General features: G+C 61.1%; 14 protein-coding genes. 4 read left to right on the forward strand and 10 right to left on the reverse strand.

Going from position 1 to position 14819, the window contains the following annotated elements:
• Positions 1-75: 75 nt before the first annotated feature.
• Complete coding sequence (locus tag HBO41_RS14430; RefSeq protein WP_099549546.1) at positions 76-1080, forward strand: AraC family transcriptional regulator; 1005 nt, start codon at positions 76-78, stop codon at positions 1078-1080.
• An 85-nt stretch (positions 1081-1165) separates the two neighbouring features.
• On the opposite strand, the gene HBO41_RS14435 is transcribed toward HBO41_RS14430, so the two are convergent.
• The gene (locus HBO41_RS14435) at positions 1166-1525 is read right to left on the reverse strand and encodes a response regulator (protein ID WP_017136700.1); all 360 of its coding nucleotides are present in this window, start codon (positions 1523-1525) and stop codon (positions 1166-1168) included.
• Positions 1526-1563: 38 nt separating this feature from the next.
• Positions 1564-2250 (reverse strand): Crp/Fnr family transcriptional regulator, encoded by a 687-nt coding sequence (locus HBO41_RS14440; protein ID WP_169986705.1) that lies wholly within the window; start codon positions 2248-2250, stop codon positions 1564-1566.
• Positions 2251-2333: 83 nt separating this feature from the next.
• Here HBO41_RS14440 and HBO41_RS14445 point away from each other — a divergent pair, with 83 nt between their 5' ends.
• Positions 2334-2861 carry a DUF962 domain-containing protein gene (locus HBO41_RS14445; RefSeq protein WP_017136698.1) on the forward strand — a complete coding sequence of 176 codons (528 nt, stop codon included), beginning with the start codon at positions 2334-2336 and terminating at the stop codon, positions 2859-2861.
• A gap of 122 nt (positions 2862-2983) precedes the next feature.
• Here the strand turns inward: HBO41_RS14445 and HBO41_RS14450 are convergent, their stop codons facing one another.
• The 6 genes from HBO41_RS14450 to dibA form a co-directional block, all read right to left on the reverse strand.
• Positions 2984-3964, reverse strand: a complete 981-nt coding sequence (locus tag HBO41_RS14450) for a sulfate/molybdate ABC transporter ATP-binding protein (RefSeq protein ID WP_017136697.1) — start codon at positions 3962-3964, stop codon at positions 2984-2986.
• Positions 3965-3967: 3 nt separating this feature from the next.
• Positions 3968-4840, reverse strand: a complete 873-nt coding sequence (gene cysW, locus HBO41_RS14455) for a sulfate ABC transporter permease subunit CysW (protein ID WP_017136696.1) — start codon at positions 4838-4840, stop codon at positions 3968-3970.
• A 13-nt stretch (positions 4841-4853) separates the two neighbouring features.
• Positions 4854-5672 carry a sulfate ABC transporter permease subunit CysT gene (cysT, locus tag HBO41_RS14460; RefSeq protein ID WP_099549550.1) on the reverse strand — a complete coding sequence of 273 codons (819 nt, stop codon included), beginning with the start codon at positions 5670-5672 and terminating at the stop codon, positions 4854-4856.
• A gap of 200 nt (positions 5673-5872) precedes the next feature.
• Positions 5873-6883, reverse strand: a complete 1011-nt coding sequence (locus HBO41_RS14465) for a sulfate ABC transporter substrate-binding protein (RefSeq protein ID WP_003170959.1) — start codon at positions 6881-6883, stop codon at positions 5873-5875.
• A 75-nt stretch (positions 6884-6958) separates the two neighbouring features.
• Positions 6959-7141 (reverse strand): sulfur starvation response protein OscA, encoded by a 183-nt coding sequence (gene oscA, locus HBO41_RS14470; protein WP_003170956.1) that lies wholly within the window; start codon positions 7139-7141, stop codon positions 6959-6961.
• A gap of 299 nt (positions 7142-7440) precedes the next feature.
• Positions 7441-9354: a phosphodiesterase DibA gene (gene dibA / locus HBO41_RS14475; protein ID WP_169986707.1), complete on the reverse strand. Its 1914-nt coding sequence runs from the start codon at positions 9352-9354 to the stop codon at positions 7441-7443.
• Positions 9355-9520: 166 nt separating this feature from the next.
• On the opposite strand from dibA, the gene desA reads away from it, so the two are divergent.
• Together desA and HBO41_RS14485 are read left to right on the forward strand one after the other, a co-directional pair.
• On the forward strand, positions 9521-10705 hold the full coding sequence (gene desA / locus HBO41_RS14480) for a delta-9 fatty acid desaturase DesA (protein WP_017136693.1): 1185 nt from the start codon (positions 9521-9523) through the stop codon (positions 10703-10705).
• A gap of 323 nt (positions 10706-11028) precedes the next feature.
• Complete coding sequence (locus HBO41_RS14485; RefSeq protein ID WP_099549552.1) at positions 11029-12030, forward strand: sensor domain-containing diguanylate cyclase; 1002 nt, start codon at positions 11029-11031, stop codon at positions 12028-12030.
• A 167-nt stretch (positions 12031-12197) separates the two neighbouring features.
• On the opposite strand, the gene HBO41_RS14490 is transcribed toward HBO41_RS14485, so the two are convergent.
• Entirely contained in the window at positions 12198-13400 is a 1203-nt protein-coding gene (locus HBO41_RS14490; RefSeq protein ID WP_099549553.1) for an HDOD domain-containing protein, read from the reverse strand.
• Between the two features lie 139 nt (positions 13401-13539).
• Positions 13540-14817, reverse strand: coding sequence for a 4-aminobutyrate--2-oxoglutarate transaminase (gene gabT, locus HBO41_RS14495; protein ID WP_012721619.1), 1278 nt, complete (start codon positions 14815-14817; stop codon positions 13540-13542).
• Positions 14818-14819 lie beyond the last annotated feature (2 nt).

Genomic DNA, 14819 nt, shown 5'->3' on the forward strand with positions numbered 1-14819 from the left:
GTCCATCCTGCCCCAAGCGATCGGGCGGGACGCTAGCCCCGGACGCCAACCTGTTGACCGCAAGCGCCAATCACCATGACTGAACCCACGTCTCTCGCCAGTTGGACCCGCGCCCTGCGCAAGCAGCTCGACGCCCTCAACCTGGACAGCGCCGCGCTGTGCATCGAGGCCGGGCTCGACCCGCAGCAGATGGACGACCCCAACGCACGCTACCCGCTGTCGGCCACCACACGCCTGTGGGCGCTGGCAGTGCAGGCCAGTGGCGACCCGGCGATCGGCTTGCGCGTGTCGCGGTTTGTGAGCCCGACCACCTTTCATGCGCTGGGTTATGCGCTGGTGGCCAGCGGCAGCTTGCGTGAGGTGTTCGAGCGCATCGTGCGGTATCACCAAGTGGTCAGCGATGCCCTGACGCTGGAGCTTAGCCGAGAGGGTGAGCGTTACCGCTTTCGTCTGCTGCAACCTGCGGACAGTCCGGCACCGGCGCCGGAAGCGATTGATGCGTTTGCAGCGATCTATGTGCGCACCTGCCGTAATCGCCTGGGCCGTGACTACGCGCCGTTGGCGGTGTACCTGCGGCGGCCGGAACCGGTGGATCCAAAACCCTGGCACACGGTGTTTCGCGCACCGGTGTTCTTCGATGCCGAGGAAGACCGACTTGAATTTTCCGCCCAGGACTTCGACAGCCACCTGGACGACGCCAACCCCGAGTTGGCCGAGCACAATGAAACCGTGCTCAAGCGCACCCTGGCCCAGCTGCAACCGCTGACCTGGGAACGCAAGGTGCGCAGGGCGATCGAGGAACAATTGCCGGAGGGCGAGCCGAGTGCCGAGCGCATCGCCCAGGCGTTGCACCTGAGCTTGCGCAGCTTGCAGCGGCATTTGGCGGATGAAGGCTGTCGGTTTGATGCGTTGCTCAATGAGTGCCGCGAGAACCTGGCGCTGCTGCACCTGCGCGATCCGCACTGCTCATTGGCCGAGATCAGTTATTTGCTTGGGTTTGCCGATACCAGCAGTTTCAGCCGAGCGTTCAAGCGCTGGACGGGGATGACGCCGGGGCAGTTTCGCGATGGGTTGCGTTAGGTAGGGCCTCATCGCGGGCAAGCCCGGCTCCCACAGGGCAATGCATTCCAACTGTGGGAGCTGGCTTGCCTGCGATAGCGGTGGCTCAGCGACCACGCCGCAAGAGTTTTTTCACCCGCGCCACCAGCACCTTGGCATCAAACGGCTTGAGCAAATAATCATCCTCATGCAGTTCCAACCCACGCAAGCGGTCTTCAATGCCACCGGGCGTGGTCAGGAACAGCACGGGTGTCTCACCCTTTAACCGAATCGCCTGCTGCAACTTCCAGGCATTCAGGCCCGGCAGCATCACATCCAGGATCACCAGGTCGTACTCGGTGCTTTCCACGAAACGCAACGCCGCCATGCCATTGGCCGCGACTTCGACGCTGTAACTGGCCTCGTTCAAGCCCTGGGCCATCCGCTGTGCCTCTTCGGATTCATGTTCCACTAACAGCACGCGCATAACACACCTCGATTAATCAGGCTTGCAGGCTAACACCCTCAGGTGTGCGCCGCCTCACGCAGTCGCCGGGCGTCGAGGATTTCGATCTCGCCGTAGCCCAGGCGCACGATGCCTTGGGCCTGCAGGTCCTTGAGCAAGGCGTTGGTGGTCTGGCGTGACAGGCTCAACATAGCGGCCAGGTCTTCCTGGGGCAGTTGCAGCACGCTTTTTGAAGACTCGGCCTCGCCGTAACCCTCGACGATCATCAACAGACGATGGGCCAGGCGCACCGACGCCGGCATCAGGCTCAGTTGCTCGATATTGATAAAACTCAGGCGCAGCTTCTGGCTCATCAACAACGCCAGGTCGCGCCAGTACTGCGGGCTTTCATTGAGGATACTGAGCAACGCCTGCTGTGGCACCTGCAGCAGCGTGCACGGCCCGACGGCGCAGGCGTCGTGGGTGCGTGGCAGGCCGTCGAACAGGCAAATCTCACCCAACCAGAAGGGTGATTCCACCAGGCTCAACAGTGCTTCCTTGCCGTGTTCATTCACCGCGCTGATGCGCAAGGCACCGTCGAGCACCGCGTACAGGCCACAGGGTGGGTCGCCACGCTTGAACAGGTACTGCCCCGCCGCCAGTTGCCGCTGCCGGGCGTGGGCCAGCAGGCTATGCTGAAAAGGCTCAGGCAGGTGGCTGAACCAGTGGCCAGAGGCCAAGCGAGTACGCCATTTCTCTGTGTCCATGAGCACTCCGAAGATTGTCGCCCAGCTGACAGTCAGTCACAGGCGGACAGGGCATGATCAAGCATCCTACAGGAGGAACAACAATGAAAAGCCTCGTCGACCACCTCAGCCAATACGCCGCCTACCACCGCGACCCGCGCAATATCGCCAGCCACTTTATCGGCATCCCGTTGATTGTGGTCGCCGTGGCGGTGCTGCTGTCGCGCCCTGAGTGGGCAATCGGCAGCCTGTGGATATCTCCGGCAGTGCTACTCGCGCTGTTTTCGGCATGGTTCTACTTGCGCCTGGAACTGGCGCTGGGCCTGCTGATGACGCTGTTGATGGGCTTGTCGGTATGGGCCGGGCATGCGCTGGCGGCACAGAGCACGCTGGTATGGCTGAGCAGCGGCATCGGTATGTTTGTGGTGGGCTGGGTGATTCAGTTTGTCGGGCACTATTACGAAGGCAGGAAGCCGGCGTTTGTGGATGATGTGTCGGGATTGATTGTGGGGCCATTGTTTGTGGTGGCGGAGCTGGCGTTTTTGCTGGGGTTGCGGCAGGAACTTAAAGAGCAGATTGAGGCGCGGTCCGGCCCGGTAGAACGCCGCGATCTGAAGCCAAGCAAGGTCTGAATATGGGAGCTGGCTTGCCTGCGATACAGGCACCTCGGTGTATCAGTCACACCGTAGTGATGCTATCGCAGGCAAGCCAGCTCCCACATGATCGTTCCCACGCAGAGTGAACGATCTGAGGGTCAGGCTTTTTGCCAGACCTTGGGCTTGAAGAACAAGGTCTCGCCACGCGCCAATCCGGTCAGGCTGTCGTGGTCTTTGACCACTTCGGCCTCGATCAGCTCGCTTTGGCCTTCGACCTTGAGCGTCACCCGTGTGGTGGCGCCGAGCGGGCGAATATCGCGCACTTGCGCCGCGTGGTGATCTTCCAGCTCATGGCGCGACAGCGACACTTCATGCGGGCGGAACAGCACGTGCTTGTCTTCGCCCAAGTGCAGACGGTTGGAATCACCGAGGAAGTGATACACAAAATCGCTGGCCGGGTTTTCGTAGACTTCGCCCGGTGAGCCGATCTGCTCGATCACGCCCTTGTTCATCACCACGATACGGTCGGCGACTTCCATGGCCTCTTCCTGGTCGTGGGTCACGAACACCGAGGTGAGGTTGATATCTTCGTGCAGGCGCGCCAGCCAGCGGCGCAGCTCTTTACGCACCTTGGCGTCGAGGGCACCGAAGGGTTCATCCAGCAGCAGCACCTTGGGTTCTACCGCCAGGGCGCGCGCCAGGGCGATACGCTGACGCTGGCCACCGGAGAGTTGTTCCGGGTAGCGATCCGACAGCCAATCAAGCTGCACCATATTCAGCAGTTCATGCACTTTGACCGCAATCTGGCTTTCGCTCGGGCGCTGGTTTTTCGGCTTCATGCGCAGGCCGAAGGCAACGTTGTCGAACACGGTCATGTGGCGGAACAGCGCGTAGTGCTGGAACACAAAGCCGACGTTGCGATCACGCACGTCGTGGCCGGACACGTCTTCGCCATGGAACACGATGCTGCCGGCGTCCGGGGTTTCCAGGCCTGCAATGATGCGCAGCAAGGTGGTCTTGCCGCAGCCGGACGGGCCCAGCAACGCCACCAGCTCGCCACTCTGGATGTCCAGATTGATGCTGTTAAGGGCCTTGAAGGCGTTGAAGTTCTTGCTGACATTACGGACTTCGATCGACATGACTTATTCCTCACCGGCGCTGTTGCGCAGGCGGTTGATACGGTTCTCGCTCCACTGCTTGAGCAGCAGGATGAAGAGCGCCAGGATCAGCAACAGGCTCGCGACGGCAAACGCGGCGACATGGTTGTATTCGTTGTAGAGGATCTCGACGTGCAGCGGCAAGGTGTTGGTCACGCCGCGAATGTGGCCGGACACCACCGACACCGCGCCGAATTCACCCATCGCCCGCGCGGTACACAGCACTACGCCGTAGATCAGGCCCCACTTGATGTTCGGCACGGTCACATGCCAGAACATCTGCCAGCCATTGGCGCCCAACAGGCGTGCGGCTTCTTCTTCCTGGGTGCCCTGCTCCTGCATCAACGGGATCAGTTCACGGGCCACGAACGGCACCGTCACGAAGATGGTCGCCAGCACAATGCCCGGCAAGGCGAACACGATCTGGATGTCATGGTCTTGCAGCCACGGGCCGAAGAAGCCCTGGGCACCGAACATCAGCACGTAGACCAGGCCCGCGATCACCGGCGACACCGAGAACGGCAGGTCGATCAGCGTGACCAGAATGCTCTTGCCACGGAACGAGTACTTGCTCACACACCACGCGGCGCTGACGCCGAACACCAGGTTGAGCGGCACCGAAATCACCACGGCGATCACCGTGAGCTTGAGCGCCGACAGCGCGTCCGGCTCAAGGATCGCCGTGAAGAACGCGCCGAGGCCATTCTTCAAACCCTGGGACACCACGATAAACAGCGGCAGCAGCAGAAACAGCGCGAACACCAGCCAGCCAAGTGTGATCAGGATGCGACGCGACACCGCGCTGCCACGACGGGCAGCGTTGGCCGAGGACGCGGCGGAAATAGACGATTGGGACATGTTCCGCGCCTCCTTATGGGGTTTCGATGCGCCGCTGCAGCAAGTTGATCAGCAGCAGCAGGACGAAGGAAACCACCAGCATCATCACGCCGATGGCGGTGGCGCCGGTGTAGTCGTATTGGTCGAGTTTGACCATGATCAGCAACGGCAGAATCTCGGTTTTCATCGGCATGTTGCCGGCGATGAAGATCACCGAACCGTACTCACCCACGCCACGGGCGAAGGCCAGCGCGAAGCCGGTCAGCCAGGCGGGCAGCAATGCGGGTACGAGGATGTAGCGGAACACCTGCAAGGGCTTGGCGCCCAGGCAGGCGGCGGCTTCTTCGATTTCACGCGGGATATCGGCCAGCACCGGCTGCACCGTGCGCACCACGAAGGGCAAGGTGACGAAGGTCAAAGCAAGGGTGATGCCGACTGGGGTGTAGGCGATTTTAAAGCCCAGGTCGGTTGCGAATTGCCCGACCAGGCCTGCCGGTGCGTACAGCGCAGTGAGGGCAATACCGGCCACTGCGGTGGGCAGGGCAAACGGCAAGTCGATCATCGCATCGATGACCTTGCGGCCAGGGAAGGTGTAACGCACCAGCACCCAGGCCAGCAGTGTGCCGATCACGCCGTTGATGATCGCCGCGACGAACGCGGTGCCGAAGCTCAGTTTTAACGCCGCCAGCACACGCGGTGCGGTAATGATGGCCCAGAACTGATCCCAAGTGAGTTGAGCGGCATGTACAAACATCGCCGCCAGGGGGATGAGTACGATCAGGCTGAGGTACACCACGGTGTAGCCCAGCGTCAGCCCGAAGCCGGGTATGACGGGGGAAATACGACGCGACATAAGAGTCCTTGGTTAAAGGGTAAACACCACTGTAGGAGCGCACTCTCTGCGGGACCTGATTTTACTGTGGGAGCCGGGCTTGCCCGCGATGCAGGCACCTCGGTGTGTCAGACACACCGCGGTGATGCTATCGCAGGCAAGCCAGCTCCCACAGAAGCCCAGCGCCTACAGAAAATCAGGCTCTTACAGTTTAATTTGGCTTACTGCGCCGTGTAGATCTGGTCGAACACGCCACCGTCGTTAAAGAATTTCGGTTGGGCAGTTTTCCAGCCACCGAAGTCTTTGTCGATAGTCACCAGGTCCAGTTTCGGGAACTGCTGGGCGTATTTGGCGGCCACTTTTGCATCGCGTGGGCGGTAGAAGTTCTTCGCCGCAATCTCCTGGCCAGCCGGGCTGTACAGGTGCTTGAGGTATTCGGTGGCGATCTCGGTATTGCCCTTTTTCTCGGCGTTTTTGTCGACCACGGCCACTGGCGGCTCCGCGAGGATCGACAGGGACGGCACGACGATATCGAACTTGTCGGCGCCGCCGTCTTCCTTGAGTGCCAGGAACGCCTCGTTTTCCCACGCCAGCAACACGTCACCCTGACCGTTGTTGACGAAGGTGATGGTCGAACCGCGAGCGCCGGTGTCGAGGATCGGCACGTGCTTGAACAGCTCTTTTACGTATTCCTGGGCCTTGGCTTCGCTGCCGCCGGATTTAAGGCCGTAGGCCCACGCGGCGAGGAAGTTCCAGCGCGCACCGCCGGAGGTTTTCGGGTTAGGCGTGATAACGGAAACGTCTTTCTTGATCAGGTCGCCCCAGTCCTTGATGCCTTTAGGGTTGCCCTTGCGCACCAGGAACACGATGGTCGAGGTGTACGGAGTGCTCGCATCCGGCAGGCGGGTTTGCCAGTTTTCCGGCAGGGTCTTGCCCAGTTTGGCGATTTCATCGATGTCGCCAGCCAGGGCCAGGGTCACTACGTCGGCGCGCAAGCCGTCGATCACCGCACGGCCTTGCTTGCCCGAGCCACCGTGGGATTGCTGGATCTTCACGTTGTCGCCAGGGTGGGACTGTTTCCAGTAGCTGGTGAATTCAGCGTTGTAGTCCTGGTACAGCTCACGGGTCGGGTCATACGAGACGTTGAGCAACTCGTAGTCCTTGGCAACGGCGGAACCGGCAAACACGGCGCTGGCCAGTGCGGCCAGGGCGTAACGGCGAATCGACGACATAGAAGCTCCTGATAATTCTTGGGTGTTGGCTTTTTCTTATAGTTGCGGGTCTAGCATGCGAATCGCCGTTGTTGCTTAGCTCGGTTTGTTACCGGGGTTCTGCAAACGGAATTTTTCCTTGCGTTCGATCTGTACCACTTGGGCGTTGTGCACAGTGATTTCCACCGCGCCAAACCGCAGGTCGCGCAAGGCGCTCTGGATCTCACGCAAAATGGCTGCTTCGTCCTGGCCGTCGACGCTACGTAGAGATGCGCTCATGGTCTCGCTCCTGAAATGAATAGTGCCTGGCAGTGGCGGCACTGCTTGCGGCGTGAGGGCGATAGTAGATAAGCGCGGATATTCTTAAAAATACTATTTAAGAATGTTTATATAACCAGAAAGAATTTTCTGACAGGACGTGGGGTTGCGAAGGTTTTGGCCTGGAAAATACTGCTACCCAAGCACCGCTAAACCCTGTGGGAGCCGGGCTTGCCCGCGATGGCGGTGTGTCAGGCACTGATGTTTCGACTGATACTGCCTCATCGCGGGCAAGCCCGGCTCCCACATTGGCCTGCATTTCACATGCGGATAGAGGGTGCCCTGGCCCAATCCATTTCTTGCGCTGGCACCGGCCGGCCAAACCAGTACCCTTGGCCCAGATCACATTCCTGCGCCAACAAGAACCTTGCCTGCTCCACCTGCTCAATGCCTTCAGCATGCACCTGCATGCCCATGCTTTTTGCCAACGCGATCACCACGCGCACAATCGCCGCGTCGTCTTCATCCCACGGCAAGCCGGCGACAAAACCCTGGTCGATCTTGAGCTTCTGCACCGGCAAGCGCTTGAGGCGCAGCAATGACGAATAACCGGTACCAAAGTCGTCGATCGCCAGGCGCAGGCCCAGCTCGCGCAGGCGGTGCAATTGCTCAAGGGCGACTTCGGGGTCTTCCATCACAGCGCTTTCGGTGACCTCAAGCTCCAGATAAGCCGGGTCAAGGCCGGTGGTGTGCAGCACCTGGGCGACTTGCTCATACAGTTCACGCCGGGCAAACAAACGGCTGGAGACATTCACCGCAATAAAGCTCAACGGCGCGCCATCGGCCAGCCATTGGCCCATCTGGCGGCAGGCCTGGTCCATCACCCAGGCATCGATATCGGCAATCAGCCCGGTGCGCTCGGCAATCGGGATAAATTCACCCGGCGGCACCAGGCCGCGCTCAGGGTGTTGCCAGCGCACCAGGGCTTCGACGCCGACCAGGCGGCTGTCTTGCAGGTCGTGCACGGGCTGGTAGTACACACGCAGCTCTTGCTGATCGAGGGCGCGGCGCAGTTCGCTGGCGATTTCCACGCGGTGCTGGGCGTGGGCCGTCAGTTCTTCGGTGTACAGCGCATAACCTTCGCGGCCGGCGCTCTTGGCTTTGAACAGCGCGGAGTCGGCATTGCGCAGCAGTTGTTCGGCGCTCAGGGCATCACTGGGAAACAGACTGATGCCGATGCTGGCGCTGATAAACAACTGGTTGCCGTCGAACACAAACGGCTCTTTCATCGCATCGAGCATGCGTTGTGCCAGCGCGGCAGCCTGCACCACCTGTGGACAACTTTCGGCCAGCACGGCGAACTCATCGCCACCGAGGCGCGCCAGGGTCACGCCGGGGCCGAACAGGCCCTTTAACCGCTCGCCAACGGCCTTGAGCAGCTGGTCACCGACATTATGGCCGAGGCTGTCGTTGATGATCTTGAAGTGGTCCAGGTCCATCAACAGCAACGCGCAGCCGCGTTTGTGCACTTGCGCCGAGGCCAGCGCCTGCTCGGCGCGGTCAGTAAAGAGCAGGCGGTTGGGCAAGTCGGTGAGCGGGTCGTGGTGGGCCAGGTGCGCCAGTTCGTGCTCGGAGTCCTTGATGGCGCTGATGTCGGAAAACACCGCGACGTAATGGCTGACCTGGCCCTGGTCATTGTGGATAACTCGGATGGTTTGCCACTGTGGATAAATCTCACCGCTTTTACGCCGGTTCCAGATTTCGCCGCTCCACTCGCCGGTGCGTTCGAGGGTCTGGAACATCTGTTGATAAAAATTCGACGAATGGCGTCCGGACTTGAACAGGCTCGGCCGTTCGCCCATCACGTCCTCTCGGCTGTAGCCGGTGATCTCCATAAAGGCCCGGTTCACATGCACGATCAGCCCCTGGGCGTCGGTGACCAGCACGCCTTCACGGGTGCAATCGAACACGGCGGCGGCCTGTTGCAGGCGTTCATGGTTTTCTTTCAAGGGTTGCTGCAATCGATGGGTGCGGGCAAAACGGGCACAGATCAGGTAAATGGCCAACGCGCTGAGGGCCACCCACACATAACCGCGCGCCTGCAACCAACGTCCTAACTGCCTCGGGTCATCGAGAAAGTTGATCAATAGGTGGTTGCTGAGCTGGAGCCACACAACGGAAACCAGCAGGTATACCAGCCCCACCCGCAGGGCACCTCGGTACGAAAACAGCATATGGTCAGTAATCCTTACCCAAAAAACAAAATCGCCCTACAAACGCTGCGGATTATAGAATAAGAAACATCCAGTCACTCCTATCTGAAAGGGCGGCTGGTTTTCTCTGTAGGCTTAGTGATAATGCGTGAGCTGTTTTTTTCTTTATCTGAGGGCCATACAGCCTATGTGGTACAACGGTTTTCTTGACCTGTCAGCCTGGCAACTGGTGGCAGTCACGCTGTTGATGACCCACGTGACCATTGTTGGGGTCACGGTCTATCTGCACCGTTATTCAGCCCATCGCTCCCTGGAGCTCAATGCCGGCCTGAAACACTTCTTCCGCTTCTGGCTGTGGCTGACCACGGCGCAGAACACCCGCGAGTGGACCGCCATCCACCGCAAGCACCACGCCAAGTGCGAAACCGTCGACGACCCGCACAGCCCGGTCATCAAGGGTTTGTCCACCGTACTGCGCAAAGGCGCCGAGCTGTACCGCGCCGAGGCCGAGAACCCCGAGACCCTGCGCATCTACGGCAAAAACTGCCCGGACGACTGGATCGAACGCAAAATCTATACGCCTTACCCGCTGCTGGGCGTGGCGATCATGGGGGTCATCGACCTGCTGCTGTTCGGCACCATTGGCATCACCATCTGGGCGATCCAGATGATGTGGATCCCGTTCTGGGCCGCCGGCGTCATCAACGGCCTTGGCCATGCGGTCGGTTATCGCAACTTTGAGTGCCGTGACGCCGCCACCAACCTGGTGCCGTGGGGCATCATTGTTGGCGGCGAAGAGCTGCACAACAACCACCACACTTACCCGAACTCGGCCAAGCTGTCGGTGAAGAAGTGGGAGTTCGACCTGGGTTGGGCGTGGATCAAAGTGTTCAGCTTCCTGCGCCTGGCCAAGGTGCAGCGCGTCGCGCCGATCGCCCATCGCGTGGAAGGCAAAGGCCACCTGGACATGGACACCGCCATGGCGATCCTCAACAACCGCTTCCAGATCATGGCCCAGTACCGCAAGTTGGTGATTGGCCCACTGGTCAAGCAGGAGCTGGAAAAGGTCGATCATTCGGTACGCCACCAGTTCCACCGCGCCAAGCGCCTGTTGTCACGTGAAACCAGCCTGCTGGATGACCGCCACCACGTGCGCATCCAGAGCATGCTCGAACACAGCCACGCGCTGACCGTGATCTACGAGAAGCGCCTGGCGCTGCAGCAGATCTGGCTGAAGACCAGCACCAATGGCCACGACATGCTGGCCGCGATCAAGGAATGGGTGCACGAGGCTGAGGCCAGCGGTATTCAGTCCCTGCGCGATTTTGCCCACCAACTGAAGACCTACTCGCTGCGCCCTGCAGCGGTCTGACACGGTCTCGTGGTGAGCGGGCTTGCTGTGGCGAGCAGGCTTGCCCTGCGTTGGGCTGCGAAGCAGCCCTGAAACCAAACACCGCGCCCTGCCTGGCAGAACGCGGTGTTTTTATTGGGGCCGCTGCGCGCCCCAACGCGGGGCAAGCCTGCTCGCCACAGTAAGCCCGCGCTCTGCATACTGGTTTCTGACGCCATTTCTTAGTCAGCCCGTTCACGGAACTTCACCGCAAATCCCCTCTCTCAAGGAACACTTCGCCATCATGGTGGCCCTTGCACTGACCGCTGCTCCATCCTGCGGCGAGCCCAGAGAGAGTTGTGCCGATGGTTCCCGAAAAGCCTTATTCAACCGATGCGCCCGTCGCTGAGCACCCACGCCCGGCTGCGGCGGCCACCCTGCTGGCGCTGATGCATGCCCAAGGTGAAGTCGAACGGCTGAGTGAGCGTGAACAACTGCTCAGTTCGCTGTTGGTCAGCGTGAATGCCGTGCTGTGGGCCATCGATTGGGAAACCCGGCGTGTGTTGTACGTGAGCCCGGCCTACGATCGGGTGTTTGGCCGATCCGCCGGTTTACTGCTCGCCGACTACCGCGAATGGCGTAACAGCATTCACCCCGAAGACCTCGACTACGCCGAACACAGCCTGGCCCGCGTGATGGAAGACGGCGCCGTGGAGGACCGCGAGTACCGCATTATCACCGCCGACGGTCAGATTCGCTGGTTGAGCGACAAGTGCTACATCAACCAACAGGTCGAACCCGGCAAGCCGGTGATTGTGGTCGGCATGGCCGAAGACATCACCGAAAAAAAGCACATGGAGTTGGAGCTGCACCGACTCGCCACCACTGATGTGCTGACCCAAAGCAGCAACCGCAGGCACTTTTTCGAGTGCGCCAACCAGGCGTTCGACAGCGCCTGCGCCCAAAGCGCCCCGCTGGCGTTCCTGCTGCTGGACATCGATGACTTCAAAGACGTCAACGACAGCTACGGCCACCTGGAAGGCGACCAGGTGCTGCGGCGTATCGCCGAGAGCGGTCGCGGCGTGCTGCGCCGTGGCGACCTGTTCGGGCGCATTGGCGGCGAAGAGTTCGCTGCGGTACTGCCTGGCTGTGCGCCGCACATGGCGTTGCAGGTAGCCGAACGGCTCGGCAAGGAAATCCAGGCCCTGAGTTTCAGCTATGAAGGCCGGGAGTTTACCGTGACCGTCAGCCAAGGCCTGGCCAACCTGCGTGAAGACGACTCAACCCTGGACAGCCTGTTCGCACGGGCCGATGCCGCCATGTACGAGGCCAAGCGCCAAGGCAAAAACCGCGTCATAGAGGGCTAGAACTCGATCAAGCAATGGGAACCGGCCTGGTTGGGAGCTGGCTTGTGTGGGAGCTGGCTTGCCTGCGATGCCGGCACCTCGGTCTATCAGGGGTACCGCGTTGATGCTATCGCGGGCAAGCCCGGCTCCCACACAAGCCCGCTCCCAGACCTGAACTTCGTTGCCCGCTAGGTTTTGCGCACCCGCGTCAGCTCCGACAAGCCCACCTTGAGTAACCTGGCCGTCTTGCTCTTGGCCAGCGCTTCCAACCCTTCATGCTCGGTCAGACGCGCCATTTGCGCCGCCAGGTTCACCACCAGCGCGTCGCGCGAATACACCCCGCCCTCGAGTGAATAGGTCGCCGCAATCAACTGCCGCAACTCCAGCGGCAAGCGCCAGCGCGTGCGCAACGCCGAGCCATAGGCGGCGCCAAAGGTGTCGAGGGACTCACCGATTGCCTCGTCATCCAGCGCCCCGCCACCCAGGCGCCAGTCTTCCAGGCAGCGTAACAAGGCCAAGTCACCCAGCCGATGCAGAATGCCCGCGCAGTAGCAACGTTCGTGGTCCAGTTCCAGCATGCGCGCCAGGCGGCGGCCGTAGTCGGCGGTGTCCTGGGACAACTGCCAGTGGCGCTCGGCGTAGGCCACCAACGCCGGGTCACCCAGCACCACGTTGTGCTTGAGCGCCAGGCCCAGGATCAGGTTCATGCTCTGCCCGGCGGCGAGCTTTTGCAGTGCAGCGGCCAGGGTCTGCACCGGCGTGCCGTGATGGCCGGCGCTGTTGGCGGCGGCGATCAGCACAGCGGTGATTTGCGGGTCGGTTTTTACCTGATCTTCCAGTTGCTTGAGGTCCAGGCCGTCCGGCGCCAGGCTGTGTTGCACGGCGGCTTTCACATCGACCCGCAGCGGCGCGCCATCACAGACGTCGCGGCGGCGTTCCAGGAACACTGGCAAGGCCATACCGGGCGCCAGCGGCGGTATCTCGCAATACACACTTTCGCCTTCATCGAGCAGCAGGTCTTGCAGGCGCTGGGTCAGGCCTTCCATGTTCAGGGGTTTGGTCAGATACGCCGTGGGCGCCAGGGGCAAGGCTTCGCGCACGCTGGCGCTGTCATTGCGACTGCTCAGCAGAATAAACGGCAGCGAACGGCGCTTCTGGCGCACGCTGCGCAGCAGGCTCAGGCCATCGACGCCCGGCAGTTCCCAATCCGCCAGGATCAGGTCGTAGGTTTTGTCTCGCAACAGCGTGGCCGCTTCCTGGCCATCGGCACACACATCCAGTCGCGCGTCGCAGCGCACATTCAACAACACTTGCTTGAGCAGGTCCCGCGACCAAGGGTCCGCCTCGGCAATTAACACGCGGGGTACAGCGGGTAAATCAACAGCAGTCATCCAGCACGCTCCATCGGCAATACTTGCACCTTAGACAATCACGCCGCCTGCGTACAATGAACATGGCCTGAATGTGCTGCAGCGGGCACAAAAAAACCCGCCGAGGCGGGTTTTTTCTGTCGATCAAGTCAGCCTCCGCTTACAGCTCGGAGAAGCACTCTTCGATGATCGCCAAGCCTTTGTCCAACTGCTCGTCCGGCGAGGTCAGCGGGACCAGTACGCGCAACACGTTGCCGTAAGTGCCGCAAGACAGCAGGATCAGGCCCTTGTCACGCGCCTTGGCCACCACGGAAGCTACGGCAGCGGCGTTTGGCTTGTGGCTGTCGCCATCTTCGAACAGCTCAACCGCGATCATCGCGCCCAGGGCACGCACTTCGCCGATCACCGGGTACTTGGCTTGAATGGCTTTGAGGCCCGTCACCAAGCGCTCGCCAACCGCCTTGCAGCGGTCCAGCAGGTGCTCTTCTTCGAACACTTCCATCACCGCCAGCGCAGCAGCGCAAGCAATCGGGCTACCGGCATAAGTGCCGCCCAGGCCGCCTGGCGCAATGGCGTCCATGTATTCAGCCTTGCCGCACACACCGGCCAGCGGGAAGCCGCCAGCGATGGATTTGGCGAAGGTGGTCAGGTCGGCAGCCACGCCCATCTGTTCCATGGCGAAGAACGTACCGGTACGCCCGGCACCGGTTTGCACTTCGTCGGCGATCAGCAGGATGCCGTGCTTGTCGCACAGTTCGCGCAGGCGCTTCATGAAGGATTTAGGCGCGACGTAGAAACCGCCTTCGCCCTGCACCGGCTCGATGATGATCGCAGCGATGTCACGCGGCTCGGCATCGTTTTTGAAGATGCGTTCGATGCTGGCGATGGCATCGTCATCGCTCACGCCGTGCAGTTCGTTCGGGAACAGTGCGCGGAACACCCCGCCTGGCATCAGGCCCATGCCGGCCGAGTACGGCACGACTTTACCAGTGAGGCCCAAGGTCATCATGGTGCGGCCGTGGTAAGCGCCAGTGAAGGCAATTACGCCAGCACGGCCAGTGGCGGCGCGGGCGATTTTCACGGCGTTTTCGACCGCTTCGGAACCGGTGGTGACCAGCAGGGTTTTCTTGGCGAAATCACCTGGCACCTTGGCGTTGATCTTTTCGCACAGCTCCACGTAAGGCTCGTAAGCCAGCACCTGGAAGCAGGTGTGAGTCAGCTTGTTCAGTTGCTCGGTCACGGCGGCGATGATTTTCGGGTGCACGTGGCCGGTGTTCAGCACGGCGATACCGCCGGCGAAGTCGATGAACTCGCGACCTTCAACGTCGGTCACGGTGGCGTTCTTCGCGGATTCGGCGAAGATCGGGTGAATCTGGCCAACACCGCGCGGTACAGCGGCTTCGCGGCGTTTCATCAGGGATGCGTTGGTCTTGCTCATAA

Origin of the sequence: Pseudomonas sp. WS 5146, from assembly GCF_012985495.1 — a bacterium.
In the GTDB taxonomy this organism is placed as follows: domain Bacteria; phylum Pseudomonadota; class Gammaproteobacteria; order Pseudomonadales; family Pseudomonadaceae; genus Aquipseudomonas; species Aquipseudomonas edaphica.

Coding starts and splice junctions, on each gene's coding strand:
- HBO41_RS14435 (WP_017136700.1), bottom strand. CDS start 1,525: ATGCGCGTGCTGTTAGTGGAACATGAATCCGAAGAGGCACAGCGGATG.
- HBO41_RS14445 (WP_017136698.1), top strand. CDS start 2,334: ATGAAAAGCCTCGTCGACCACCTCAGCCAATACGCCGCCTACCACCGC.
- cysW (WP_017136696.1), bottom strand. CDS start 4,840: ATGTCCCAATCGTCTATTTCCGCCGCGTCCTCGGCCAACGCTGCCCGT.
- gabT (WP_012721619.1), bottom strand. CDS start 14,817: ATGAGCAAGACCAACGCATCCCTGATGAAACGCCGCGAAGCCGCTGTA.
- HBO41_RS14440 (WP_169986705.1), bottom strand. CDS start 2,250: ATGGACACAGAGAAATGGCGTACTCGCTTGGCCTCTGGCCACTGGTTC.
- desA (WP_017136693.1), top strand. CDS start 9,521: ATGTGGTACAACGGTTTTCTTGACCTGTCAGCCTGGCAACTGGTGGCA.
- oscA (WP_003170956.1), bottom strand. CDS start 7,141: ATGAGCGCATCTCTACGTAGCGTCGACGGCCAGGACGAAGCAGCCATT.
- HBO41_RS14490 (WP_099549553.1), bottom strand. CDS start 13,400: ATGACTGCTGTTGATTTACCCGCTGTACCCCGCGTGTTAATTGCCGAG.
- dibA (WP_169986707.1), bottom strand. CDS start 9,354: ATGCTGTTTTCGTACCGAGGTGCCCTGCGGGTGGGGCTGGTATACCTG.
- HBO41_RS14465 (WP_003170959.1), bottom strand. CDS start 6,883: ATGTCGTCGATTCGCCGTTACGCCCTGGCCGCACTGGCCAGCGCCGTG.
- HBO41_RS14485 (WP_099549552.1), top strand. CDS start 11,029: ATGGTTCCCGAAAAGCCTTATTCAACCGATGCGCCCGTCGCTGAGCAC.
- HBO41_RS14430 (WP_099549546.1), top strand. CDS start 76: ATGACTGAACCCACGTCTCTCGCCAGTTGGACCCGCGCCCTGCGCAAG.
- cysT (WP_099549550.1), bottom strand. CDS start 5,672: ATGTCGCGTCGTATTTCCCCCGTCATACCCGGCTTCGGGCTGACGCTG.
- HBO41_RS14450 (WP_017136697.1), bottom strand. CDS start 3,964: ATGTCGATCGAAGTCCGTAATGTCAGCAAGAACTTCAACGCCTTCAAG.